Here is a 24,248-nt window from a genome sequence, read left to right on the forward strand (position 1 = left end):
TCACCATGGAGACGACCGCTGCGGCCACCGACCTGCACACCCTCGCCACGGGGGTGCTGCGCAGGCTCGTCGGCCGCGACGACGTCGACTTCCGGGACGGGCAGTTCGAGGCCGTGCAGGCGCTCGTGGGCGACCGGCGTCGCGTCCTGGTCGTCCAGCGCACGGGATGGGGCAAGTCCGCGGTCTACTTCGTGTCGACCGCGCTGCGCCGCGAGCAGGGCGCCGGACCCACCGTGATCGTCTCCCCCCTGCTGGCGCTGATGCGCGACCAGATCGCCGCCGCCCAGCGCGCCGGCATCAGGGCCGTCACGATGAACTCCGCCAACGCCGACGAGTGGGGCCGGGTCTCCGCGGCGCTGGCGGCCGACGAGGTCGACGTCCTGCTGGTCAGCCCCGAGCGGCTCAACAACCCGCGGTTCCGCGACGAGCAGCTGCCCGACCTCGCCCGGCGCTGCGGGCTCCTGGTCGTCGACGAGGCGCACTGCGTGTCCGACTGGGGCCACGACTTCCGTCCCGACTACCGCCGCATCCGCGACCTGCTCACGACGCTGCCCTCCGACACCCCCGTGCTGGCGACGACGGCGACCGCGAACGCGCGGGTCGTCACCGACGTCGTGGAGCAGCTCGGTGCCGGTGGTCACGACGTCCTGACGCTGCGGGGCGGCCTGGCTCGCGAGTCGTTGCGGCTCGGGGTCATGAGGCTGACCTCGCCCGAGCAGCGCCTCGCCTGGCTGCTGGCCCACCTCGACACGCTGCCCGGCAGCGGCATCGTCTACGCCCTGACCGTCTCGGCCGCCGAGGACGTCGCCGTGGCCCTGCGCGAGGCCGGCCACGAGGTCCGTGCCTACACCGGGCGCACCGACCCGGCCGACCGCGAACGCCTCGAGGCGATGCTGCGCGACAACCAGGTCAAGGCCCTGGTGGCGACGAGTGCGCTGGGCATGGGGTTCGACAAGCCCGACCTCGGGTTCGTGCTGCACCTCGGGGCACCGTCGTCGCCGGTCGCCTACTACCAGCAGGTCGGTCGTGCCGGCCGCGCCACCGAGCGCGCCGACGTGCTGCTCCTGCCGGGCCCCGAGGACAAGGACATCTGGGCCTACTTCGCGTCGGCGTCGATGCCGCGCCAGGAGCAGGCCGACGCCGTGCTGACGACCCTCGCCCAGTCGCAGAAGGCCCTCTCCACCGCAGCCCTCGAGGCGGTCGTCGACATCCGTCGTACCCGCCTCGAGCTGCTGCTCAAGGTGCTCGACGTGGACGGTGCGGTCCGCCGGGTCCCCGGGGGTTGGACCTCCACGGGGGTGCCGTGGACCTATGACGCCGAGCGCTACGAGCGGGTCAGCGCCGCCCGGGTCCGCGAGCAGGACCTCATGGTCACCTACGAGCAGACCGGCGAGTGCCGCATGGCGTTCCTCCAGGAGTCGCTCGACGACGACACCGCCCTGCCGTGCGGCCGGTGCGACTCGTGCGCCGGGGTGTGGTTCCCGACCGAGATCCCCGACACCGCCGTCACCACGGCACGCGGCCGGCTCGAGCGGGCCGGCGTCGAGCTCGAGGCCCGCGCCCAGTGGCCGTCCGGCATGGACCGCCTGGGCGTCCCCCTCAAGGGCAAGATCGCCCCCGACGAGGGTATGGCGCCGGGCCGGGCCGTCGCCCGGCTCACCGACCTCGGGTGGGGCCAGCAGCTGCGCACCCTGCTGCGGGCCGGCGACGGGCCGGCGCCCGCCGAGCTGCTGCGGGCCTGCGTCCCGATCCTGCGCGACTGGGACTGGGCCGAGCGCCCGGTGGCGATCGCCTCGGTCCCCTCGCGCCGCCGCCCCCAGCTCGTCGAGTCGGTCGCACAGGGCCTGGCCGAGATGGGTCGGTTGGAGTGGCTCGGACCGATGGACCTGGTCGAGGGCGGCCCGACCGGCGAGTCCGGCGGGAACAGCGCGTTCCGCCTCGCGGGGGTCTGGGGACGCCTGGCCCCGTCGGCGACCCAGCGCGAGGCGCTCGCCCGTCTCTCGGGGCCGGTGCTGCTGGTCGACGACGTGGCCTCGTCGCGCTGGACGCTGACCGTCGCCGCCCAAGAGCTGCGGCGGGCCGGGGCGCCCGGCGTGCTGCCCTTCGTCCTCGCGCTAGAAGCCTGAGCCGGCCTCGTTCGGCACCTCGGCAGGGGCCTCGGGTACCGGCTCGGCGGACCGGTGCGGTGCCGTGCGGGCGTCGGCCGGGGCCTCGAGCGGAACGGTGAACAGCGGCAGGAACAGCTGCACGGTGGGGCCGATGAGCACGGCATACAGGATCGTGCCGATGCCCACGACGCCACCGAGGGCGAACCCGACGACCAGGACGGTCACCTCGATCGTGGTGCGCACCAGGCGGATGCTGCGCCCGGTCCGGCGGACCAGTCCGGTCATCAGCCCGTCGCGCGGTCCGGGACCGAACTGGCTGCCGATGTAGAGCGCGCCGGCCAGCCCGTTGAGCACGATGCCGCCACCAAGGAGCAGCACGCGGAGCACCATCGCCGACGGCCGGTCGAGCAGCGCCAGGGTCGCATCGGTGACCAGGCCGATGACGACGACGTTCGCGATGGTCCCGAGCCCCGGCACCTGCCGCAGCGGGATCCACAGGAGCAGCACCGCCACCCCCACGATGATGGTCACGGTGCCGAAGCTCACGGGCAGGTGACGGGCGATGCCGTAGTGGAAGACGTCCCACGGGTCGAGCCCGAGTCCGGCCCGGATGAGCATGCCCATCGAGACCCCGTAGAGGGTGAGCCCGACGAACAGCTGGGCCAGGCGGCGGGTCGTGTGTCCCGCGCGGAGCTGCTGCAGCGGCGTCATCGGGGTGAGGGTGGTGCGCGTCATGGTCCCCATGGTGGTCCTTGCTGGTCTGTTTTCCGATAGCCAATTGTGTCAAAGTGGTCTGCATGTCTCCTCGTGCGCTCACCGCCGCCCGGCTCCGCCCGCTGCTCGGTGCGGCCCTCGACACGAGCCCGGCCTACCGGGGCCTCGCCGACGCCCTGCGCCTGCTGGTCGCCGACGGCCGGATCCCGGCCGGCACCCGGCTGCCCAGCGAACGCGACCTGACCGCCGCCCTCGGCGTCAGCCGGACCACCGTGGGCCGCGCGTACGCCGAGCTGCGGGACCGCGGGTACCTCGAGTCGCGGCAGGGGTCGGGCAGCGTGGCCGTGCTCCCCGGTGCGGCGACCGGCCGCCGGCAGAGCGGGCCGCTCCAGCCCACGTCCGACCAGCTCGACGGCCCGGTCATCGACCTGACCTGCGCCTCCATGAGTGCGCCGGTCGGGACCGTCGCCGCCTACGAACGCGCGCTCGAACAGCTCCCCCGCTACCTCACCGGCACGGGCTACCACCCGCTGGGCCTGCCGGCGCTGCGCGAGCAGCTGGCCGCCGACCTCACGGAGCGCGGGCTGCCCACCGACGCCGAGCAGGTCATGGTGACCGGCGGCGCGCTCGCCGGCGTGGCCATCGCGGCCCGGGCCCTGCTCTCGCCGGGCGACCGCGTGCTGCTCGAGAGCCCGACGTACCCCAACGCCATCGAGACCCTCAGCCGCTCCGGCGCCCGCGCGGTCGCCCTGCCGATCGGGGCCGAGGGCTGGGACCTCGACACCGCCGAGGCGACGCTGCGCCAGACGGCGCCGCGGGCGGCCTACCTCGTGCCCGACTTCCACAACCCCACGGGCGCCCTCATGCCCGAGGAGCACCGCGCCCGGCTGGGCCGGGCCCTGGGGCAGACCCGGACGGTGGCGATCGTCGACGAGACGCTCGTCGAGCTCGCGCACGACCCGGGTCTGGTGATGCCGTCTCCGCTGGGGGCGCACCACGCGCGGACCGTCACCGTGGGCGGGGCGAGCAAGACGTTCTGGGGTGGTCTGCGGGTGGGCTGGCTGCGGGCGCCGCGTGACCTCATGCCCGCGCTGGTCACGGCTCGGCTCACGCTCGACCTCGGCAGCCCCGTGATGGAGCAGCTCGTCCTGCTGGACCTGCTCGAACACCGGGACACCATCCTGCCGGTACGGCGGGAAGCGATCGTGGCGACGCGTGACGCGCTCGTCGGGGCCCTGCACAGTCGGCTGCCGGACTGGCGCTTCACCGTGCCGCAGGGCGGGTTGTGCCTCTGGGCGGAGCTGCCCGAGGCACTCTCGACGCCTTTGACCGTCGCGGCGGACCAGCGTGGGGTCGTCCTTGCACCGGGGTCGCAGTTCGCGGTGGACGGGGGCATGGAGCGGTTCCTGCGCATCCCGTTCACCGGCCACACCCCAGAGGTGGTCACCGACGCCGTGGAGCGGATCGCCCTGGCCTGGGAGGACGCCGTCGCGAGCCGACCGGCCGGCCGGCGACGTCCACCGCTGGTGGCGTGAGCGCCGACCGCACCGTCGAACTCGCCTCGAGCCGGCATCGGCACGCCCCCTAGGCTTCCGCTGTGACCGACGACAGCACCGCACCCACCGAGCCCCTCGCCGACCTGCTCGCCACCCTCGACCTCGAGGAGCTGGGGACCGCCCGCATCACCGTCGAGGGCGTCGACGGCGCGGAGTCCATCGACCTCGGCGAGTCCGGTGCCTCGGTGTTCCTGGGCCGCAGCCAGAAGACCCCGCACGGCCGGGTCTTCGGCGGTCAGGTCCTGGCCCAGTGCGTCATGGCTGCCGGTCGCACCGTGGCCGACATCGACGACGGCGACGGCCCGCGCCACATCCACTCGCTGCACGGCTACTTCATGCGGCCGGGCGACGACACCAAGCCGATCCGGTTCGCCGTCGAACGGATGCGTGACGGCCGGTCGTTCTCGACCCGCCGCGTCCACGCCATCCAGGACGGCCTGCCGATCCTGTCGATGATCACGTCGTTCCAGGAGCAGGCCGACGGCCTGGACCACCAGGACGCCATGCCTGACGTCCCGGGGCCCGAGACCCTGCCGTCGCTGCAGGACCTGTTCGGCGCCGTCGACCACCCGCAGGCCCGGCACCTGCTCAACCGTCCCGTCGAGCACCGGCACGTCGAGGGTGACGTGTTCGCCGCGCCCGGCCCGGAGCACGTCGCCCACCAGAGCGTGTGGCTCAAGGCGATCGGCGAGCTCCCCGACGACCCGCTCGTGCACGCCGCCGTCCTCGCCTACGCCTCCGACTACACGCTGCTCGAGTCGGTCATCCGCCGCCACGGTCTCGCGTGGAGCGACCGCAGGCTGCGACCTGCCAGCCTCGACCACGCCATGTGGTTCCACCGGCCAGTGAACGTCGACGACTGGATCCTCTACACCCAGGAGTCGCCCTCGGCGTCCGGCGGCCGCGGCCTCGGCATCGGCCGCATGTTCGGTGCCGACGGCACCCTCGTCGCGACCGTCGCCCAGGAGGGCATGGTCCGGGTGAAGAAGTCCTGATGGTCGAGCGCGAGGCATCCCGGTGGGTGGTCGACGCGCTGCGCGCCGAGGACCACGAGACGTGGACGGCGCTGCACCGCGGGTACCTCGACTTCTACGAGGTCACCGACCCCGAACGGGTCTCCCCCGCGATCTGGGCCTGGTTGACCGACCCCGACCACGAGCTCGAGTGTGTCGTCGTCCGCCCCGCCCCGGGCGCGCCGCCGGTCGGTATGGCGCACTTCCGCCCCTTCGTGCGACCACTCGCCGCCGCGACGGCCTGCTTCCTCGACGACCTGTTCGTCGCCCCGGCCGCCCGCGGCTCGGGCGCCGTGGACGCGCTGCTCGCCGCCCTTCAGCAGGTCTCCCGAGACCGGGGCTGGACCCAGGTTCGCTGGATCACCAGGGAGAGCAACGCCCGGGCGCGGTCGACCTACGACCGGCTGGCCAGGCAGACCGACCTCGTGACCTACGAGCTGTCCGTCTGACCGCGCACGACTCGCAGGAGGTCAGCCGACGCGGACGATCGCCGCGGTGCGCGGCGGCAGGTGGACCGACTGCTCCTTGAGCTTGGTCTGGCCGGGCTCCCACGCCAGCACGACCCCGGTGGGTGCCGCGTCGAGCGGCACCGTCCAGCGCGAGCCAGCCAGGTTGACCACGGTGCGCAGGGAGCCACGGCGCATCACGAGCCACTGGCCGCGCTCGTCGAAGTCCACCTCGACGAGGTCGAGCCGCCCGTCGCTGAGCGCGAACTCCTTGCGCCGCAACGCGATCAGGTCCCGGTACCACGCGAGCATGCGCGCGTGCGGTGCGAGGCGGACCTCGTCCCACCGCAGCTGGGACCGGCGGTAGGTGGCCTCGTCCTGCGGGTCCGGGACGTCGTGCGCCGCCCAGCCGTGCGACTCGAACTCCCGGCGACGCCCCTCCGTGACGGCCTGCGCCATCTCCGGCTCCTCGAAGTCGGTGAAGAACTGGAACGGTGTCGTGGCTGCCCACTCCTCGCCCATGAACACCATCGGCGTGAAGGCTGACGTGAGGTAGAGCGCGGCGCCGATCGCCTGCTGCGAGGGACTGACCAACGCCGAGATGCGTTCTCCGACAGCGCGGTTGCCCACCTGGTCATGGGTCTGGAGATAGGCGACGAAGCGCCGCGCGTCGACCTTCTCGCGATCCACCTCGGCACCCCAGTCGTGCCCGCGGAAGCTGGACCAGGTGCCGTCGTGGAGGAACCCACGAGTCAGCGTCTTCGCCAGGACGGCGAGCGGCCCACCGTCCGGAAGTGCGCGGCTGTGCCCGGCGAAGTCGGCGTAGTAGCCCTGGGTCTCCCCCGTGAGCGACACGTGGAGGGCGTGGTGGACGTCGTCGTCCCACTGGGCGTCCATGCCGCGGCCACCGGCACCGGTCGGCGTCACCATCATCGCGTCGTTGAGGTCGCTCTCGGCGACCAGGTGCAGGGGCCGTCCGAGGGTGCGACCGAGCTCGGCCACCTCGTCGGCCAGCTGGGCCAGGAGGTGGGTCGGGGAGTCGTCGCGCAGCTCGTGGACGGCGTCGAGGCGCAGCGCGTCGACGTGGAAGTCGGCGAACCACCGCAAGGCGTTGTCCACCATCCACCGGCGCACGGCCTCGCTGTCCGGACCGTCGAGGTTGAACCCGGCCCCCCACGGCGTCGGGTGCGCGTCGGAGAAGTAGGGCCCGAACCGGGACAGGTAGTTGCCGACCGGCCCGAGGTGGTTGTACACGACGTCGAGGCAGACGCCGAGCCCCAGCCGGTGGCACTCGTCGACGAAACGCTGCAGCGCCGCGGGGCCGCCGTAGACGTCCTCGACGGCCCACGGGCCCACCCCGTCGTAGCCCCAGTTCCATCGGCCGGGCCACGCCGAGAGCGGCATGAGCTCGACGACGTCGACGCCGAGCTCCACCAGGTGGGGCAGCCGCGCCTGAGCGGCGTCGAGCGTGCCCTCCTTGGTGAAGGTCCCCACGTGCAGCTCGTACACGACCGCACCCAGGACACCGAGCCCTTGTTGCGGACCGGCCCAGGTGGCGTCGTGCCACAGGTGCTGGGAGGCGTCGAACCACCGACTCGTCCCGTGGACTCCGTGCGGCTGGTGCGCCGACCGGGGGTCAGGCGTCAGGTCACCGCCGTCCACACGGAAGCCATAGTCCAGGGCCGGGTACGGCGCCATACCGGGGTCACCGCCGGCGGTCACCGCACCCGTGGTCGGGCCGTCGGCAGGAACCACGTCTGCGGGGAGCTCCCAGGCCCACCAGCCCCCGTCCTGCCGCACCAGTGGTGCGGTCGTGGCAGGGCGGTCGCCGAGGGTGAACTCGACGTCGACGCGTTCGGCGACCGGCGCCCAGACGGTGACGGTGCGTGCGGAGCTCATGCGTGGTCCAAGGGTTGGGGCTCAGGCGATCTCATCGCGTCCCAGCGTGCCATGACGGACGAGCAGGGCGACGGGGAGGTCGGTCAGCAGACGTGCCAGCCGGACGCCGGGACGGCCCTCGAGCGAGACGACGGCCCGGCCGGTGAACAGGTCGTGCCACTCCCCCTCCGGCAGGGCGAGGTGGGCGTCGCCCCAGCCACCGGACGCGGCGAGCTTGTCGCTGAACCGGGTCACGACGGCGACGACCTGCAGGCCGCTCTCGTCGCCGCGACCGACCGCGAGCGCGTGGTCGCTGGTCGTCGCCACGCGCTCGTACGTCGCGTGGTGACCGGTGAACCACTGCGCGTGGTGGTGCCGCAGCCGCAGGGTGCGGGAGGTGACGAGCAGCTTCTCGTCGTCGAGGTCCGCCGGTTCCCCGCCCTTGTCGAGGCGGGCCAGCCGGGTGCGGCGCTGCCCGTAGTCGACGGGTCGGCGGTTGTCCGGGTCGACGAGCGACAGGTCGACCAGCTCGGTCCCCTGGTAGACGTCGGGGACGCCGGGGACGACGAGCTGCAGGAGCTTCTGGCCGAGGATGTTGGACCGGGACGCGGCTGCCGCGCGGTCGACCCAGGCCTGGCAGTGCGACACGAGCGCGGGTTGCCCCAGCAGGGCCGCGACGTACCGCTGCACGTCGGCCTCGTACGCGTCGTCCTGGTCGGTCCACGTCGTGTGCTGCTTGGCCTCGCGAATCGCCTTGGTGGCATAGGCCTGGAGGCGCTCGACGCTGATCGGCCAGGCACCCACCGCGGTCTGCAGGAGGAAGTACTCCGTCGCCGGGTCGAGCTTCTTGCCGCGGTGGTCCTTGGCCAGTCGGCGCGCGGTCCCGACCCACGCCTTCCACTCGGCCGAGAGCTCGGACACCACGGCCAGCCGGGCCCGGACGTCCTCGGACCGCTTCGTGTCGTGGGTCGACAGGGTCGTCATCGTCGTCGGCCAGGAGGCCAGCTGGCGCGAGGCGAACTCGTGCAGCTCCTCGGGGGCGATGCCGACGAGGCCCGGGTCACCGCCGACCTCGTTGAGGGAGGTGAGCCGGGAGTAGCGGTAGAACGTGGTGTCCTCGATCCCCTTGGCCATCACCGGCCCGCAGGTCTGCTGGAAGCGCACCACGAACTCGCGCTGCGCCGACTCGGTGTCGGCGTGCGCCTCGGGGAGGCGGCCACCGCGGGCCAGCTGGGCGATCGTGCTCAGGCTGAGCTGGTCGGGCCCGGCGATCACTGCCATGGCGCGCGACTCGGCGGCGTTGAGGACGGCGGCCTGGCTCGGGTCGGCCTCGCTGCCGCCGACGTACGCGCGGTAGCGGTCCATGGCGACGAGGAGCTCACCCAGTGCGCGCTTCAGCGAGGCCTGGTCGTGCCACGGCAGCACCTGCTCGACCAGCCGCATCAACCGGTTGACCTCCGCGGCCTGCACCTCACGCACGACCTGCCGCTTGGCGTCGACGACCATGGCGTCGAGGTCCTCCTGGTGCCCGACGACCTGGTTCAGCAGGTCGGTGAGCGGTCCCTTGCCCGCGGGGTCGACGAAGACGCCGCCGACCCGGAGGAGGGTGTCGTACCCCGTCGTCCCGGCACAGCGCCAGGTGTCGGGGAGCTCCTCGTGCCCCTCGAGGATCTTCTCCGCCACCACCCACGCGTCGTCCGTGGCCTCGGCCAGCCGGTCGAGGTAGCCACCGGGGTCGGCGAGGCCGTCCGGGTGGTCGATCCGGAACCCGTCGACGAACCCGGACCGGTAGAAGTACAGGAGCAGCCGGTGGGTGGCGTCGAAGACCTCGGGGTCCTCGACCCGCACGGCGGCCAGGGTCGTCACGTCGAAGAAGCGTCGGTAGTTGAGCCGCTGCGCGCCTTCGCGCCAGTCGCACAGCAGGTACCACTGCGCCTCGACGAGCTCGGCCACCGGGAGGTGCTCGGTTCCCGGGCGGACCGGGAACTCGTGGTCGAAGTACCGCAGCACCGCCTCGTCGCCGCGCGGACCGCCGTCCCGGTGGACCGCCAGCTCGCCGGCCGACAGGGCCGAGGAGAGGGGCCCACCGAGGACCGGCACCAGGACCCGGTCGTCCTCGGCCGCCCAGTCCACGTCGAACCAGTGTGCGTACTCCGAGTTGTGACCCTCGCGCAGCAGCGACCACCACTGGCGGTTGAGGTGCGCAGGGGTGGGCGTCGTCATGTGGTTCGGGACCACGTCGACGATCACGCCGAGGCCGTAGAGCGACAGGGTGCGCGACAGCCTGGCCAGCTCGGTGCCGCCCCCCGCCTCCTCGTTGATGAGGTCGTGGTTGACGACGTCGTAGCCGTGCGTCGAACCGGGCGCCGGCTGCAGGACCGGCGACAGGTAGGCGTGCGACACCCCGAGGGCGTCGAGGTAGCTCGCCTGCTCCGCCGCGTTGTCGAAGGTGAACCCGCCGTGGACCTGCAGGCGGTACGTCGCGGTGGGCACCACTCGCCCCTCCGCCGGCCGGTGCGGTGGCGTCCCGCGCTGCATACCCGTCTCCTGCATCGTCATCGAACGGTCACTGTGGTCGTCGTCGGTCGGTCCTCGACACCCCTGACGGGGAGATCATCGCCGGGCGACGGCCGCTCCTGCGGGAGATCCGGAGGGAAGCGCACGAGGACACCGCAGGACCACGACGCTACGCCCTTCGGCCTTGACCTTGGCGTCCGGCTTGTACTCCTTTGCCTGGACCTCCTGGGCCGACGTGTCGAGCTCGGTGACCCAGCGGTCGCCGTACTCCTTGCCGGGCAGGACGAACGGGAGCACGTCGTGGTGGCCGTTGAAGATCACCAGGAAGTGGTCGTCCAGCGTCTGCTGTCCGCGCGTGTCCGGCTCGGGGATCGTCTGCCCGTTGAGGAAGACCATCATCGAGCGGGCGTAGCCGTTGGCCCAAGACTCCTCGTCCATGTGGTTGCCACCGGGCTCGAACCACGCGATGTCGCCCACCGCGCTCTCGCCACCGTGGTCGGCCGAACCCGCGAAGAAGCGGCGACGACGGAACACCGGGTGGTCGTGACGCAGCTCGACGAGCTTCTGGGTGAAGGCGATGAGGTCGAGCTGGTCCTGGTCGAGGCTCCAGTCGATCCACGAGATCTCGTTGTCCTGGCAGTAGCCGTTGTTGTTGCCACCCTGGCTGCGGCCGAGCTCGTCGCCGTGCAGCAGCATCGGGACGCCCTGGGAGAGCAGGAGGGTGGCCAGCATGTTGCGCTGCTGGCGCAGGCGCAGGGCGTTGACCTTCTTGTCCTTGGTCGGGCCCTCGACGCCACAGTTCCAGGAGCGGTTGTGGCTCTCGCCGTCGTTGCCGTCCTCGCCGTTGGCGTCGTTGTGCTTGTCGTTGTAGGACACCAGGTCCCGCAGCGTGAAGCCGTCGTGCGCGGTGACGAAGTTGATCGACGCGATCGGCTTGCGGCCGCTGTGCTCGTAGAGGTCGCTCGAGCCGGTGAGCCGGGACGCGAACTCGCCGAGCGTCGCGCTCTCGCCACGCCAGAAGTCGCGCACGGTGTCGCGGTACTTGCCGTTCCACTCGGTCCACAGGGGCGGGAAGTTGCCGACCTGGTAGCCGCCGTCGCCGACGTCCCAGGGCTCGGCGATGAGCTTGACCTGGCTGACCACCGGGTCCTGCTGCACGAGGTCGAAGAAGGCCGACAGCTTGTCGACCTCGTGGAACTGGCGCGCCAGCGTGGCCGCGAGGTCGAACCGGAACCCGTCGACGTGCATCTCGGTCACCCAGTAGCGCAGCGAGTCCATGATGAGCTGGAGCACGTGCGGGTGGCGCATCAGCAGGCTGTTGCCGGTGCCCGTGGTGTCGTAGTAGTGAGCCTTGTCCTCGTCGACGAGGCGGTAGTAGGCCGCGTTGTCGATGCCTCGGAAGCAGATCGTCGGGCCGAGCTGGTTGCCCTCGGCGGTGTGGTTGTAGACCACGTCGAGGATGACCTCGATGTCGGCCTCGTGGAGGGCCTTGACCATCCCCTTGAACTCGGCCACCTGCTCGCCACGCGTGCCGTAGGCCGCGTAGCCGTTGTGCGGGGCGAGGAACCCGATCGTGTTGTAGCCCCAGTAGTTCGACAGGCCCTTGTCACGCAGGGTGAAGTCGTTCACGAACTGGTGGACCGGCATGAGCTCGATCGCCGTGATCCCCAGCTGCTTGAGGTGGTCGATGATCACCGGGTGGGCGATGCCGGCATACGTGCCGCGGATCTCCTCCGGGACGTCGGGGTGGGTCTCCGTCAGGCCCTTGACGTGCGCTTCGTAGATGACGCTGTTGTGGTACTCGTGGCGCGGCAGGCGGTCCTGGCCCCAGTCGAAGAACGGGTTGATGACGACCGAGAGCATCGTGTGGCCGAGGCTGTCGTCGGTGTTGATCTTGTCCGGCTCGTCGCTGGGGTCGTCGAAGCGGTACGAGAAGAGGGACTCGTCGCCGTCGGGCTGGCCGTCGATGGCCTTGGCGTACGGGTCGAGGAGCAGCTTGGCGGGGTTGCAGCGGTGGCCCTGGGCCGGGTCGTACGGGCCGTGGACGCGGTAGCCGTAGCGCTGGCCGGGCTGCACGCCGGGGATGTAGCCGTGCCACACGAAGCCATCGACCTCGGGCAGCGGGTACTTCGTCTCGACGCCCTGGTCGTCCACGAGGCAGAGCTCGATGTTCTCGGCGACCTCGGAGAACAGGGCGAAGTTCACACCGGTTCCGTCGTAGGTCGCGCCGAGCGGGTAGGCCTTGCCGGGCCAGATCTCCATGAATCGCCTTCGTGTTCTTGTCGTGTCCCGGGCCACGAGGTGGTCGGGGACAGGATCTGCTGGTGAGGGCGGCATTGGCCTCGCGTGGAGCCCATTGTGCCGGAGGTGGGGGTCACGTGCTGACGAGACGCGACGCCGTGCCGCCGTGACCGGCCGCGGACCGACCCTCGGACGGCCGTCGCGACCGGCCGCGGACCACGGTAAGCGCTTGCTCAGTAGAGTGCAGGGCGTAGCACGACCCCACCCGACCCGTCCCACCCCTTGGAGGACCTCCATGACCACCCAGCGCGTCGCGATCGTCACCGGAGCAGCCCGCGGCATCGGTGCCGCCACCGCCAAGCGACTGGCGGCCGAGGGGCACGCCGTCGGGGTGCTCGACCTCGACGAGGGGTCCTGCGCCGAGACCGTCGCCGCGATCACGGGTGCCGGCGGCCGCGCCGTCGCCGTGGGCGTCGACGTCGCGAAGGCCGACCAGGTCGAGGCAGCGGTGCAGCGGGTGGCCGACGAGCTGGGCGCGCCGACGATCCTGGTCAACAACGCCGGGATCACGCGCGACAACCTGCTGTTCAAGATGACCGAGCAGGACTGGGACTCGGTCATGGACGTGCACCTGCGGGGCTCGTTCCTCATGACCCGCGCCGTCCAGAAGCACATGACCGAGGCGAAGTACGGCCGCATCGTCAACCTCTCCTCGACGTCCGCCCAGGGCAACCGTGGCCAGGTCAACTACTCGGCGGCGAAGGCGGGCCTGCAGGGCTTCACCAAGACCTTGGCCATCGAGCTCGGGAAGTTCGGTGTCACGGCGAACGCCGTGGCGCCCGGCTTCATCCAGACCGAGATGACCAAGATGACCGCCGAGCGCATCGGGGTCTCCTTCGAGGACTTCATCGCCCACTCGGCCAAGGAGATCCCCGTGGCACGCGTCGGCCAGCCGGAGGACATCGCCGCGACCATCGCGTTCCTCACCTCCGAGGAGGCCGGCTTCGTCTCCGGCCAGGTCATCTACGTCGCCGGCGGACCACAGGACTGATGCCGCCGACCGAGTTCGTCGACACCCCCCGCCCCGCTCGGACGATCACCTGCGACGGCAGCCTGGTGCGGCCGATGGCTGCCGAGGCGTGGAAGGCCACCTTCCCGCCCGCCAACATCGCCCTCCGGTATGCCGTGACGGCCGTGCTCGGCGTGGTGGTCTGGTTGTCGACGCACTCGGCGTTCCTCACGGCCGCGATCGCCGTCCTCGCGCCGACGGTGGTGCTGCTCGTGTCGCGCCTGCGCCTGCACCAGTCGATCCGGGCGGTCGTGGGGGCGGGCCGGGTGCTCACCTCCGGCTACGACGCGCAGGGGCGGTTCGTCGTCGACCGGGCGACCGGTTCGCTGGACTTCGCCGCAGGGGCGGCCAGGGCCGTCACGCGCGTCGGAGAGGTCACGGTGGTCCGATCCCGGTCCCGCCAGCCGGCGTTCGTCACCGCCTCGGAGCTGCTGACGGCCGACGACGCGGACTTCCTCACCTCGACGTCCGCGAACGGTGACCTGGTCGAGGGCTTCCGGGCCGCTCACCCCGAGGTCACGTCGCCGCTGCTGGTCACCCCGGCTGTGCAGCAGGCCACCGTGCGCCTCATGCGTCGGGCGTTGGTCCGTCACCCGTTCCTCCAGGTGGCCGTGGCCGCCTCCGTGCTCACCGTCGCCATCTCCGACCACCGCCTGCTGGCCGCCGCGGTCGTGGCCACCCTCGGGCTCGCCGTGGTGGTCATCCTCGAGTTCGGGCTCGTCCGCACCGGGACGAAAGCGCTGTTCTCCGAGGGAACGGTCGTCGGCGCCGCGCTCCTCGACGACGGCCTGGTGCTGCACGTCCCGGGTTATCCGTCCCACCTCGGCACCGACGAGCTGCGCACCGTGCGCGCCGACGACGACGGGGTCGTGATCCGCACGCGTCGCCAACGCGTCCACCTCCTGCCGCTCGGCACCCTGGACGCCGACGGCACCGCCCGCCTGCTCGGGCTCGTCGCGCGCTGACGCCGCACTGCCCCGTCCCCTCAAGGGCGACCTGAGCCCGTTCCTGCACGAATCGCCCCCACCCACCCGGATCGAGGGCGATCCGTGCACGAAGCGGCACGACTCGTCCGAACGTCCACGAGCCGCGCCAACCACCCGTCGGCCTCCTGTCCTCGCACCTACACTCCGTGGCCGTGGGGGACGAACGACAGACCGAGCCCGTGGCAGCCGACTGGGCGGGTGTGCTGCCCACGACGGCTGCTCTGCCGAGGGCATCGATCGAGGTGTCCTGCGACGAGGCCCTGGTCCGTCGGGCGACGCGCTCCGCGGTCGTGCTCACCGTGGTGGGGCCGCGCAGCCTGTGGGCCGTCGTGGTCGCCGTCGTCGCGAGCGCCTGCGTCCTGGCCCAGTTCGACGCGATCCCGTGGTGGGTCTTCGGTGTCGTCACGGCGGGGTACTACGCCCTCCAGGTCGTGGCCACCTCGGCGCGGCTCACGCGCGCGTTCCGCCAGATGCTCCCCCTCGGGACGACCGTGCGGTCCTGGTATGCCGCTCCGGAGGTGCTCGTCATGGAGACCGGCAACGGGCGCACGGAGTTCCGGGCCGGATCCCTGGCCTCGGCGCGCCGACGCGGCTCCGTCCTGCAGCTGCGGCTGCGCCGCAACCGGCGCCGGGGCTTCGTGCTCGGCGCCATGCTGACCGACGCCGACCTCGGGTTCCTCCTCACCCCGCCGTCCCCCGGCCACCACCCCCTTCCCGCCATGAACGGAGCCGACCTTCCCATCGTGGTCGTCGTGACCGCCCCCGTGCGGCAGGCCATCCGACGAGCGGTCCTCGTCTTCCTGTGGCGCCGACCCAGCGTCGTGGTCCTCCTCGCCCTCTCCGCCCTCCTGCTCGCTGCCGCGGTCCTGCTGGACCCTGCCTATGCCGCCGCGCCGGCCTTCATCCTCGGCATGCTCGGTCTGAGCACGGTGGTGACCCTGAGAGGGATCCAGCGGACCTACCCGCCCGGACTGGTCATCCAGGCAGCGATCACCGACGGCGGCCTGCGGTTGCGCACCGGCGACGACCTGGAGGACACCTTCGTGCTGAGGTCTGCCCGTCGGTGCGTGGTCGGTCGGCGGGTCGTCCGCATCGACCGGCAGCAGGGTCAGCCCTCGATCTTCCTGCCGCGCGACCTGTTCCCCCCGGCGGAGCTGGCCCGGTTGCAGCGCGCCGTCGGCGCCTGAAGCGCAACGCAGGTTCGGCCGGTCGGCTGGTCCGTTGGTCGCCCAGCCCTTCGGTGGCTGCCTCGAATCCCGGGACACCCGCCTGCCCCGGATGGCACACTTCGTCCCGGTATCTCGGGGAGGGGTTGGTCGTCATGGGGTCTGCACGTTCGAGGCGCATCGCGATGGCGGGAGTTCTGGCGGCACTGGCCGGGACGCTCGCCCTGCCCGGGGCCGCGGCGACGCCCCAGGTCGTACCCTCTCTGACGGCCCCCTTCCAGTCGGGGGCGATCGGCAACACGTTCCGGGGGACGGTGTTCGCGTCGAGCACGGAGTACACCGAGCCGGTGAGGCTCGACCTCGTCAGCGACAACGGGGACACGGTGTGGACCCGCACCCTCCCGCCCGCGGCCCCCTCCGACGGCACCAGTCAGCCCCGCAACTTCTCGGTGTGCGGCGACTCCATCACCTCGACGCACTACACGCAGGACCCGGCCACGGGGCGCTCCTCCGCGACGGTCGACTGGTGGTCGGTCACCAGCACCGCCCACGGCACGGCGGACGTCGGCGAGGTGCAGGTCGTCTCAGCGGCAGCCGGGGGATGGATCACCTCCTCCACGACCACCACGGACTCCGCCACCAGCACGACGCTGAGGTTGCACGGCCGCAACGGTCTGACCCGGTTCCTGGCGACCGTCCCGGGGCGCCTCACGGGCTCCACTGCCTGCGGCGGCGCCTCACTCATCGTGGCGACCCACGACTGGGCCAAGGACACCCGACTGGTGCAGGTCCCCCTCGACGGGACCGCTCCGGTCACGTTGGACCAGCGCCCGGCGACGGCTGACGCCTGGGAGGACCTCACCCCGTTGGGTGTCTCGGGGAACCTGGTCGCCTGGACCCGCATGGCCACGGACTCCAACTTCACGCAGTCCCCTCGCGAGGTGTTTCGATCCTCGCCCCAGGGACCTGTACGCGTCGCCATCGCGCCTGACGCCGAGACCCCCATCGAGGGTGGGGCGATCGGGCCGCTCGGTGTGCTCGTCTGCTGGCCCAAGGCCGACCGGTCCCAAGGATGCGATGCGGTCCTCTACCCCGAGACCGGCGCACCCGTGCACGTAGAGACGCCGCAGACGGGCTCCTTCTGGGCGAGGGAGAACGGTTTCGTCGCTGCGTGCAGCGGCACCTACGGCGGCTGCGTCGGGCTGCACACCATCATCTTCCCCGGACCCACGGTGCGCCAGGTGTGGACGCCGCGCCAGCCGATCAGCATCCAGCGGTGGTCGGGCAAGAACCGGTACGGCACGTCCGCGGACATCATCATGAACAACTACGGACCACTGACGAGCAGCAACGGGATCCTGGCCTCGGGCGAGTCCTTCCCCGACGTCCTGGGTGCCGGGGCCGCCGCCGGGCGCTTCCAGATCCCCCTCTTCCTCACCTCCCGCGACCGCCTCCCCACGGAGATGATCCAGCCCCTGACCGTGATGAAGCGCTACCGGCTCTACGTCGTCGGCGGACCGGGCGCCGTCTCGGAGGCGGTCGTCACCGAGGCGAAGAAGTATGCCGTGCAGGTCGTCCGCATCAGTGGGACCGACCGGTACTCGACCGCGGCCGCGCTGAGCGCGGCGTTCAACCCGCAGGGCAACGCCACCGCCTACGTCGTGTCGGGCGAGAACTACCCGGACGGGCTCGTGGCTGCGCCGCCCGCGGCCAAGGACTATGCCCCCGTCCTGCTCACGGCCCGTGCGAAGCTGCCGAGGAGCACGCGCGACGAGCTGGTCCGGCTCAAGCCGAGCCACATCGTCATCGTCGGTGGCACCGGTGCCGTGTCCACCGCCGTGCAGGCCCAGCTGGCAGCCCTCGTGGGACCGTCCGGGTCGGTGGAGCGGCTGTCGGGCTCCGACCGCTACGCGACCGCCGTGACGGTGAGCCGGAGCCGGTGGCCCGACGGGGCGAGTGCGGCCCTCGCCTCCGGTGCGAACTTCCCCGACGCCCTCTCGCTCGGCCCGTCGACCCGAGGCTACGAGCCCCTGCTCCTCACCGGACCCACCCGGCTGCCGGACCCGACCCGGCGTGAGCTGCAACGGCTGCGCCCGTCGGGGGTGACCATCGCCGGCGGCACCTCGGTCGTCGGCACCTCAATCGAGCGAGAGATCCGCGATCTGCCCGACCTGCCCTGAACCGCTCTGGCTGACGCCCCCGGCGGGGCGTCAGCGGGCCATGACGACGAGGCGTCCGGTGGTCCGACCGGCGCCGAGGCTGGTCAGGGCGGTCGGTGCGTCCCCGAACGCGACCCGCTCGGAGACGACCGGCCTGATCTGGCCGGCATCGGCCATCGCGGTCAGCGCCGCGTGTGCCTCCCGCGCCACGGCGGGGTCCCGCTGGAGGTACAGCCCCCAGTGCAGGCCCAGGATCGAGTAGTTCTTGACCAATGCGTGGCCGAGCGCGGGTGCCGGGATGGTGCCACTGGTGAAACCCACCACCACGATGCGTCCCTCGAACGCGACCACCTTGGTCGAGGCGTCGTAGGACGCCCCACCGACGGGGTCGAACACCACGTCCGCTCCGGAGCGACCGAGCGCGTCCTTCAGCCCCGCGACCAGGTCGCCGGCGGTCCGGTCGACGACGACGTCCGCACCAGCCTCGCGGGCCACCGCAGCCTTCGCCTCGCCGCCGACGACCGCGACGACGCGCGCCCCGAGGGCCTTCCCGACCTGGACGGCGGCGCTGCCCACTCCTCCGGCGGCGGCATGGACGAGCAGCGTCTCGCCCCGGCGCAGGCCGGCCCGCCGGACGAGCCCCACGTATGCCGTCTGGTAGCCGATGGTGAGGCAGCTCGCCGCCGCGTCGTCGAGGGAGGACGGTGCGGCGAAGGTGCCACCGAGTGGCAGGAGGGCCTCCTGCGCGAGGCCGCCGTGCGGCATCGCGGTCGTGCCGACGACCCGGTCGCCCACCGACACGTGCGGGTCGGTCGTGACACCACCGTCACCCGGCCCGACCTCCAGCACCTCACCGCAGACCTCGACCCCTGGCACGAACGGCAGCTCCGGCCGGACCTGGTAGTGGCCGCGCGCCATCAGCACGTCGGGGAAGTTCAGCGCCGTCGCCAGCACCCTGACCCGGACGTGCCCGGCCGGCACCTGCGGGCTGGGCACCTCTGCGAGGGCGAGGACGTCAGCGGGCTCGCCCAGCGCGGTGACCTGCCATGCGTGCACGCGGTTCTCCTGAGGTCGGACGGGGTGGAGCGAAGGTCAGTCGGTGCCCATGGTGACGGCCGGCAGCGCACCGGCCATCCGCCGCATACCGGCGAGCCAGCGATCGGGATCGCTCGCGCGGCGGGCGTACATCGTGGCCACCTCGGGGTGCGGCAGGACGAGGAAGCGCTCCTCCTCCATCGCAGTGAAGAGGTCGCGCGCCACGTCGTCCGGGTCGACGGCGTCCGGCTCCATGAGGGCCCGCCCAGCGGTGCCGGAGCTCCACAGCATGTCCGTGCGGACGCCCTGGGGACACACTGCATGGACGCGGATTCCCTTGTCGCCGTAGGTCATCGAAAGCCACTCGGCAAATGCGTATGCCGCGTGCTTGGTGACGGCATAGGGCGCGGCTCCGGGGATGGAGAGCAGGCCGGCGGCCGAGACGGTCGCGACGAACGTGCCACTCCCCCGCTCGAGCCACCCGGGCACGAGCAGTTTGGCGGCGCGCACGTGCGCCATCACGTTGACGTTCCACGAGACGTCCCACGCCTTCTGGGCCACGGCCTCGGTCCCTCCACGGGCGACGCCCGCGTTCGCGCAGTAGACGTCGATCTCGCCGAGGTGCTGACGGGCCGACTGGACGAGCGCCGCCACGCCGTCCTCGCTGGAGGCGTCGCCGGCGACCGCGAAGGTGTTGTCCCCCAACGACTCCGCCACGGCGGTGGCGGCCCCGGCGTCGAGGTCATTGACGACGACCCGCGCACCGGCAGCGACGAACGCCTTCGCGTACGCGGCCCCGATCCCCCGACCGGCGCCCGTGACGACGACGCCCCGGCCCGCCAGGTCGAGCGTCACAGGTTGCCGCCGAGGGTGACGCCGCCGTCGACGACGAGCGTCTGCCCCGTCACCCAGCCTGCATCCCTGGACAGCAGGAACGACACGGCTCCCGCGATGTCCTCCGGCAGCCCGAGCCGCTTGAGCGGGTAGGCCGAGGCGACCTTCTCCTCACGACCCTCGTAGAGCGCCTCGGCGAACCTGGTCTTCACGACGGCCGGGGCCACGGCGTTCACGCGGAGGGCCGGTCCGAGCTGGTAGGCCAGCTCCACGGTGAGGTGGATCAGCGCGGCCTTGCTCACGGCGTACCAGCCGATCGAACCGGTCGCTCCGAGGCCGGCGATGGAGGCGACGTTGACGATCGCACCGGGGTTGCCCTCGCTGCCGAGTCCGGCAGCGACGGCCTTCTGGGTCCAGGAGAACGCCGACAGGACGTTGACCTCCATGATCTTGCGCGCCACGTCGAGCGGGGCGTCGAGCATCGGCCCGTACACGGGGTTGATGCCCGTGTTGTTCACGAGGTAGTCGAGGCCACCGAAGGTCTCGCGGGCAGCCGCGAGGACCTCGTCCTGGTGCGCCTCGTCGGCGGCGTTCCCGACGATGCCGAGGGCCTTGGACGGTCCGCCGAGGTGGGCGACCGCCTCGGCGAGGGCCTCGGGCTTGCGGGCCGTGATGACCACTCGGGCACCCTCGGCGACCAGCTTCTCGGCGATGCCGAGGCCGATCCCGCGAGAGGCGCCCGTGACGATCGCGACGGCGTTGTCGTGCGTCGGGTGGGTAGCCATGGGTGTCAGAGGCCGAGGTCGCGGCCGATGAGCTCCTTCATGATCTCGTTCGAGCCGGCCCAGATCTTCGAGACGCGGGCGTCGCGCCAGGCGCGGGCCACGCGGTACTCGTTCATGAACCCGTAGCCGCCGTAGAGCTGGACGCACTCGTCCAGGACGTCGTTCTGCACCTGTGCGGACCACCACTTCGCCTTGGCGGCGTCGACGGCGGTGAGGGTGCCGTCGGCGTGCGCGGCGATGCAGTCGTCGATGTAGGCCTGGGTGACCTCGAGCTTGGTCTGCAGCTCGGCCATCTTGAACTTGTTGTGCTGGAAGGACCCGATGGCCTGCCCGAACGCCTTGCGCTCCTTGGTGTACTCCACGGTCTCGCGGAAGATCTGGAACGCGTGCGCGGTGTTGGCCACGGCGGCGCCGATCCGCTCCTGCGGAAGGCGCTGCATCATCGAGATGAAGCCCAGGCCCTCCTCGCCGAGCCGGTTCGCGTCGGGGACGCGGACGTTCTCGAAGAACAGCTCGGAGGTGTCGGCCTCCTCCTGGCCCACCTTGTCGAGCTTGCGCCCGCGGTTGAAGCCCTCCATGCCGGCCTCGACCATGAGCAGGCTGATGCCCTTGGCGCCCTTGGAGGGGTCGGTGCGCGCCGCGACGATCACGAGGTCGGCCTGGTAGCCGTTGGTGATGAAGGTCTTGGAACCGTTGAGGATCCAGTCGTCACCGTCACGCACCGCGGTCGTCTTCAGGGCTGCGAGGTCCGAACCTCCGGAGGGCTCGGTCATCGCGATCGCGGCGATGAGGTCGCCACTCGCCATGCCCGGCAGCCAGCGCTGCTTCTGCTCCTCGGTGCCCAGGTCCACGATGTAGGGCGGGCAGACGTCGGAGTGGATGCCGAAGCACGAGGACACCGCGAAGTTGAAGCCGGCGATCTCCTCGGCGGCCACCGCGTTGAAGCGGTAGTCGTCGGCGCCCATGCCGCCGAACTCCTCGGGGATGTCGAGGCCGAACAGGCCCTGCTTCCCGGCTTCCTTCCAGATGTCGCGGTCGACCGACTTCACCTCGAGCATCTGCTCGGCCCGTGGCTTGAGGTTGCGGTCGATGAACTCGCGGACGGAGCTGCGGAAGGCCTCGTGGTCGGGGCCGTAGATGTTCCGGGGCATTGCGATCCTCCAAGTGACTAAGCGCTTGCTTAGTCTGCGATGGCTGCGGCATGCTGTCAACCATGTCGACCCCCGTGCGTGCCGCTGCCGCGAGCGAGCCCGGCACCGACACCGCGCACCGCCTCCTCGAGGCTGCCGCGGAGGCCTTCGCCGACCGCGGCTTCCATGCGACGACGACACGCGACATCGCCTCACGCGCCGGCCTGTCACCCGCCGGGGTCTACGTGCACTTCGCCTCCAAGGAGGAGCTGCTCTACCAGCTCAGCCGCGAGGGGCACGAGGCCGCGCGCGACATGCTCGTCGAGGCGTCCGAGGCGGCGGGGTCCCCCACCGAGGCGTTGCGCGCCATCATGGGCACCTTCTCGCGCTGGCACGCCGAGCACTTCCGCGTCGCGCGCATCGTCCAGTACGAGTTCGGCAACCTCACCCCCTCCCACCGGGACGCCGTCCTGGGACTGCGCAAGCAGATCGACGCCGTGGTCCGCGACGTCGTCACGGCGGGGGTCGCCTCGGGCGAGTTCAGCGTCGAGGACGTCCCCGACACGACGCTGGCCCTGATGTCGATGGCCGTCGACGTCGCGCGCTGGTACGACCCGGAGATCAAGCGCACCCCCGCCGCGATCGGCGAGGCCTACGCCGACCTCGGCATCCGCCTCGTCACCGCCCGCTGACCGACCCCACCGCGCCCGTATGGCGCAGGCTCCCCCGAGGGGGCCCGCGCCATACGTCGTTGGTCGGACTACTTCACCTCGGACCGGCGCACGCGCCAGAAGCCGATGGCGAGCGGGAGCACCACCCACACCAGGCTCGACGTGCCGACCTGCGCCCAGTCCCGTGCCGACATGGCTGCCCCCTCGAGCAGGGGTTCGGTGGCGGCGCCGATGTCGAGCCATTGGCCGACGCTCCTCATCTGCTCCACCAAACCGGTGACGATCGACCAGACCGTCGGGAGGACGAGGTAGCCGACGATGGCCGCCGGGGTGTTGAGCAGGGACAGTCCGAACCCGACACCCTGGGCCAGGCTCAGGACGAGCACGAGCGCCACGCCCCACAGCATCCCGGCGGAGAGGGTCCACGGGCTGTCCGCACCGCGCCCCTGGACGGCGACGAGGTTCGCCACCGCCGCGAGGGCCAGGGCGGCGACCAGGCAGGCCACCGCCGCGACCGTCGACGCGACCACCTTGGCCAGCACCACCCGGTGGCGCCGCGGCTCGAGCGCGAACGTCGTCAGTCCCGTGCGCTGGGACCACTCGGCGGTCGCGGCGAGGATGCCGACGATCGGCACCAGGAGCATCAGGGGCAGCGCGGTGGCCCCGAAGTACCCCTCGTAGCCGTGCGCACCTCCGCCGACGAACAGCATGATGGTGACGATGCCCGCGACGACCAGGCCGATGGTGACGAGCAGCCAGCGGCCGGCGCGCGTGTCGAGCTGCTTGCGCAGCTCCACGAGGGCGAGCCGCCCGAACGGGATCCCCGTCGTGGGACGCGCTCCGTCGATCCGCGGCAGCGAGACCTGGGAGCCGGGGCGCGTGACCGGGTGCGCGGGGTTGCCCGTCGCACCCGGCGCGGTCGCCGACGTGGGCTGGGTGCCGACCGGGGCGCTCATGCCGCCACCTCCTCACGGGCGGTGCTGGCGGTGAGCTCGAGGAACATGTCCTCGAGTCCGCGGCCGTCCGCCTGCCGCAGCTCGACCAGGACGATCCCGTGCCGGGCAGCCGCGGCACCGACACCGGCAGGTTCTGCCTCGGCGACGAGCCCGCCACCGGGGGCCCGGGTGCTGGCGATCCCCTCCGCTCGCAGCGCCCCCTCCAGGGCTGCGTCGTCGGTGGACCGGACCGTCGTGCCGGCCCCTCGCAGCAGCTCCGCCTTCGTGCCGGAGGCGACGATCCGGCCGTTCCCGATGACGACGATCTCGTCCGCGACGAGCTCGATCTCGTTCAACAGGTGCGACGAGAGGAGCACCGTGCCCCCGTCGTCGGCGAAACCGCGCAGCAGCGAACGCATCCACCGGATGCCGGCCGGGTCGAGGCCGTTCGCGGGCTCGTCGAGCACGAGGACCTCCGGGTCGCCCAGGAGGGCGTGCGCGAGGCCGAGCCGCTGCCGCATGCCGAGGGAGTAGTTGCGCACCCGTCGGTGGCTCTCGCGCTCGGTGAGCCCGACGACGTCGATCACCTCGTCGACCCGGCGGCGGTCGACCCCCATGACCAGGGCCGAGAGGGCGAGGACCTCGCGCCCGGTCCGCCCCGCGTGCTGGGCGCTGGCGTCGAGGAGGACGCCCACGTGGCGCCCGGGGTTCGGCAGGGCGGCATACGGGCGACCGAGGACGGTCGCGGTGCCGGAGGTGGCGGGCGTCAGGCCGCACAGGATGCGCATCGTGGTGGACTTCCCGGCACCGTTCGGGCCGAGGAAGCCGGTGACGAGCCCCGGCTTGGCGTCGAAGGTGACGTCGTCGACGGCCACCACGGGTCCGTAGCGTCTGGTCAGGCTGTTCACTGAGATCATGGAGCCAGCCTGCGGGCGCAGCGGTGGTCGCCACATCGGTCCGGGGCACCTGTGGGGTCATCCTTTGGTCTCGGGTCACGGGCCCGGA

At 71.9% G+C, this 24,248-nt stretch carries 19 protein-coding genes; 9 read left to right on the forward strand and 10 right to left on the reverse strand.

Going from position 1 to position 24,248, the window contains the following annotated elements; all coding sequences use genetic code 11:
- The first annotated feature begins 5 nt into the window (after positions 1 to 5).
- Entirely contained in the window at positions 6 to 2,126 is a 2,121-nt protein-coding gene (locus tag ASD62_RS19080; RefSeq protein ID WP_056917783.1) for an ATP-dependent DNA helicase RecQ, read from the forward strand.
- Here the strand turns inward: ASD62_RS19080 and ASD62_RS19085 are convergent.
- Positions 2,115 to 2,843, reverse strand: coding sequence for a hypothetical protein (locus ASD62_RS19085; protein WP_235530796.1), 729 nt, complete (start codon positions 2,841 to 2,843; stop codon positions 2,115 to 2,117). The two genes, ASD62_RS19080 and ASD62_RS19085, sit on opposite strands and share 12 nt — an antisense overlap.
- A gap of 62 nt (positions 2,844 to 2,905) precedes the next feature.
- On the opposite strand from ASD62_RS19085, the gene ASD62_RS19090 reads away from it, so the two are divergent.
- The 3 genes from ASD62_RS19090 (at position 2,906) to ASD62_RS19100 (ending at position 5,840) form a co-directional block, all read left to right on the forward strand.
- Positions 2,906 to 4,357 (forward strand): PLP-dependent aminotransferase family protein, encoded by a 1,452-nt coding sequence (locus ASD62_RS19090; RefSeq protein WP_056917898.1) that lies wholly within the window; start codon positions 2,906 to 2,908, stop codon positions 4,355 to 4,357.
- 62 nt (positions 4,358 to 4,419) lie between these two features.
- The gene (locus tag ASD62_RS19095; protein WP_056917784.1) at positions 4,420 to 5,373 is read left to right on the forward strand and encodes an acyl-CoA thioesterase II; all 954 of its coding nucleotides are present in this window, start codon (positions 4,420 to 4,422) and stop codon (positions 5,371 to 5,373) included.
- Complete coding sequence (locus tag ASD62_RS19100) at positions 5,373 to 5,840, forward strand: GNAT family N-acetyltransferase (RefSeq protein WP_082581068.1); 468 nt, start codon at positions 5,373 to 5,375, stop codon at positions 5,838 to 5,840. The genes ASD62_RS19095 and ASD62_RS19100 overlap by 1 nt, the downstream gene beginning before the upstream one ends.
- A gap of 21 nt (positions 5,841 to 5,861) precedes the next feature.
- Here ASD62_RS19100 and treZ read toward each other — a convergent pair whose 3' ends face one another.
- The 3 genes from treZ to glgX form a co-directional block, all read right to left on the reverse strand.
- Positions 5,862 to 7,736 carry a malto-oligosyltrehalose trehalohydrolase gene (gene treZ / locus ASD62_RS19105; protein WP_056917785.1) on the reverse strand — a complete coding sequence of 625 codons (1,875 nt, stop codon included), beginning with the start codon at positions 7,734 to 7,736 and terminating at the stop codon, positions 5,862 to 5,864.
- Positions 7,737 to 7,757: 21 nt separating this feature from the next.
- Entirely contained in the window at positions 7,758 to 10,208 is a 2,451-nt protein-coding gene (gene treY, locus ASD62_RS19110; protein ID WP_235530797.1) for a malto-oligosyltrehalose synthase, read from the reverse strand.
- Between the two features lie 120 nt (positions 10,209 to 10,328).
- Positions 10,329 to 12,494: a glycogen debranching protein GlgX gene (glgX, locus tag ASD62_RS19115; RefSeq protein WP_056917786.1), complete on the reverse strand. Its 2,166-nt coding sequence runs from the start codon at positions 12,492 to 12,494 to the stop codon at positions 10,329 to 10,331.
- Between the two features lie 274 nt (positions 12,495 to 12,768).
- Here glgX and fabG point away from each other — a divergent pair, with 274 nt between their 5' ends.
- From fabG to ASD62_RS19135, 4 genes are all read left to right on the forward strand, one after another.
- Entirely contained in the window at positions 12,769 to 13,524 is a 756-nt protein-coding gene (gene fabG / locus ASD62_RS19120; protein WP_056917787.1) for a 3-oxoacyl-ACP reductase FabG, read from the forward strand.
- Positions 13,524 to 14,507, forward strand: a complete 984-nt coding sequence (locus tag ASD62_RS19125; protein ID WP_056917788.1) for a hypothetical protein — start codon at positions 13,524 to 13,526, stop codon at positions 14,505 to 14,507. Before fabG ends, ASD62_RS19125 begins: the two co-directional genes overlap by 1 nt.
- Before the next feature lie 173 nt (positions 14,508 to 14,680).
- A complete protein-coding gene (locus ASD62_RS19130; protein WP_157581645.1) occupies positions 14,681 to 15,715 on the forward strand; it encodes a hypothetical protein in 1,035 nt (344 codons plus the stop codon).
- Positions 15,716 to 15,879: 164 nt separating this feature from the next.
- Positions 15,880 to 17,874: a cell wall-binding repeat-containing protein gene (locus tag ASD62_RS19135; protein WP_056917790.1), complete on the forward strand. Its 1,995-nt coding sequence runs from the start codon at positions 15,880 to 15,882 to the stop codon at positions 17,872 to 17,874.
- Between the two features lie 30 nt (positions 17,875 to 17,904).
- Here the strand turns inward: ASD62_RS19135 and ASD62_RS19140 are convergent, their stop codons facing one another.
- From ASD62_RS19140 to ASD62_RS19155, 4 genes are read right to left on the reverse strand one after another with little or no spacing between them, the layout of a single operon-like run.
- Positions 17,905 to 18,909 (reverse strand): NADPH:quinone oxidoreductase family protein, encoded by a 1,005-nt coding sequence (locus ASD62_RS19140; RefSeq protein ID WP_056917791.1) that lies wholly within the window; start codon positions 18,907 to 18,909, stop codon positions 17,905 to 17,907.
- A gap of 36 nt (positions 18,910 to 18,945) precedes the next feature.
- Positions 18,946 to 19,743, reverse strand: a complete 798-nt coding sequence (locus ASD62_RS19145; RefSeq protein ID WP_056917792.1) for an SDR family oxidoreductase — start codon at positions 19,741 to 19,743, stop codon at positions 18,946 to 18,948.
- Entirely contained in the window at positions 19,740 to 20,507 is a 768-nt protein-coding gene (locus tag ASD62_RS19150; protein ID WP_056917793.1) for an SDR family oxidoreductase, read from the reverse strand. The genes ASD62_RS19145 and ASD62_RS19150 overlap by 4 nt, the downstream gene beginning before the upstream one ends.
- Positions 20,508 to 20,512: 5 nt before the next feature.
- Positions 20,513 to 21,658, reverse strand: coding sequence for an acyl-CoA dehydrogenase family protein (locus ASD62_RS19155; protein WP_056917794.1), 1,146 nt, complete (start codon positions 21,656 to 21,658; stop codon positions 20,513 to 20,515).
- 62 nt (positions 21,659 to 21,720) lie between these two features.
- Between ASD62_RS19155 and ASD62_RS19160 the strand changes: the two genes are divergently transcribed.
- Positions 21,721 to 22,329, forward strand: coding sequence for a TetR/AcrR family transcriptional regulator (locus tag ASD62_RS19160; protein ID WP_235530798.1), 609 nt, complete (start codon positions 21,721 to 21,723; stop codon positions 22,327 to 22,329).
- 68 nt (positions 22,330 to 22,397) lie between these two features.
- Here the strand turns inward: ASD62_RS19160 and ASD62_RS19165 are convergent, their stop codons facing one another.
- Positions 22,398 to 23,264 (reverse strand): hypothetical protein, encoded by an 867-nt coding sequence (locus ASD62_RS19165; RefSeq protein WP_056917796.1) that lies wholly within the window; start codon positions 23,262 to 23,264, stop codon positions 22,398 to 22,400.
- Positions 23,261 to 24,160, reverse strand: coding sequence for an ABC transporter ATP-binding protein (locus ASD62_RS19170; protein WP_082581092.1), 900 nt, complete (start codon positions 24,158 to 24,160; stop codon positions 23,261 to 23,263). The genes ASD62_RS19165 and ASD62_RS19170 overlap by 4 nt, the downstream gene beginning before the upstream one ends.
- Between the last annotated feature and the right edge of the window lie 88 nt (positions 24,161 to 24,248).

Origin of the sequence: Phycicoccus sp. Root563 (assembly GCF_001427915.1) — a bacterium.
GTDB lineage: Bacteria > Actinomycetota > Actinomycetes > Actinomycetales > Dermatophilaceae > Pedococcus.

Coding starts and splice junctions, on each gene's coding strand:
- ASD62_RS19155 (WP_056917794.1), bottom strand. CDS start 21,658: ATGCCCCGGAACATCTACGGCCCCGACCACGAGGCCTTCCGCAGCTCC.
- ASD62_RS19170 (WP_082581092.1), bottom strand. CDS start 24,160: ATGATCTCAGTGAACAGCCTGACCAGACGCTACGGACCCGTGGTGGCC.
- ASD62_RS19080 (WP_056917783.1), top strand. CDS start 6: ATGGAGACGACCGCTGCGGCCACCGACCTGCACACCCTCGCCACGGGG.
- ASD62_RS19100 (WP_082581068.1), top strand. CDS start 5,373: ATGGTCGAGCGCGAGGCATCCCGGTGGGTGGTCGACGCGCTGCGCGCC.
- glgX (WP_056917786.1), bottom strand. CDS start 12,494: ATGGAGATCTGGCCCGGCAAGGCCTACCCGCTCGGCGCGACCTACGAC.
- ASD62_RS19150 (WP_056917793.1), bottom strand. CDS start 20,507: ATGGCTACCCACCCGACGCACGACAACGCCGTCGCGATCGTCACGGGC.
- fabG (WP_056917787.1), top strand. CDS start 12,769: ATGACCACCCAGCGCGTCGCGATCGTCACCGGAGCAGCCCGCGGCATC.
- ASD62_RS19165 (WP_056917796.1), bottom strand. CDS start 23,264: ATGAGCGCCCCGGTCGGCACCCAGCCCACGTCGGCGACCGCGCCGGGT.
- ASD62_RS19090 (WP_056917898.1), top strand. CDS start 2,906: ATGTCTCCTCGTGCGCTCACCGCCGCCCGGCTCCGCCCGCTGCTCGGT.
- ASD62_RS19085 (WP_235530796.1), bottom strand. CDS start 2,843: ATGACGCGCACCACCCTCACCCCGATGACGCCGCTGCAGCAGCTCCGC.
- treZ (WP_056917785.1), bottom strand. CDS start 7,736: ATGAGCTCCGCACGCACCGTCACCGTCTGGGCGCCGGTCGCCGAACGC.
- ASD62_RS19135 (WP_056917790.1), top strand. CDS start 15,880: ATGGCGGGAGTTCTGGCGGCACTGGCCGGGACGCTCGCCCTGCCCGGG.
- ASD62_RS19125 (WP_056917788.1), top strand. CDS start 13,524: ATGCCGCCGACCGAGTTCGTCGACACCCCCCGCCCCGCTCGGACGATC.
- ASD62_RS19160 (WP_235530798.1), top strand. CDS start 21,721: ATGTCGACCCCCGTGCGTGCCGCTGCCGCGAGCGAGCCCGGCACCGAC.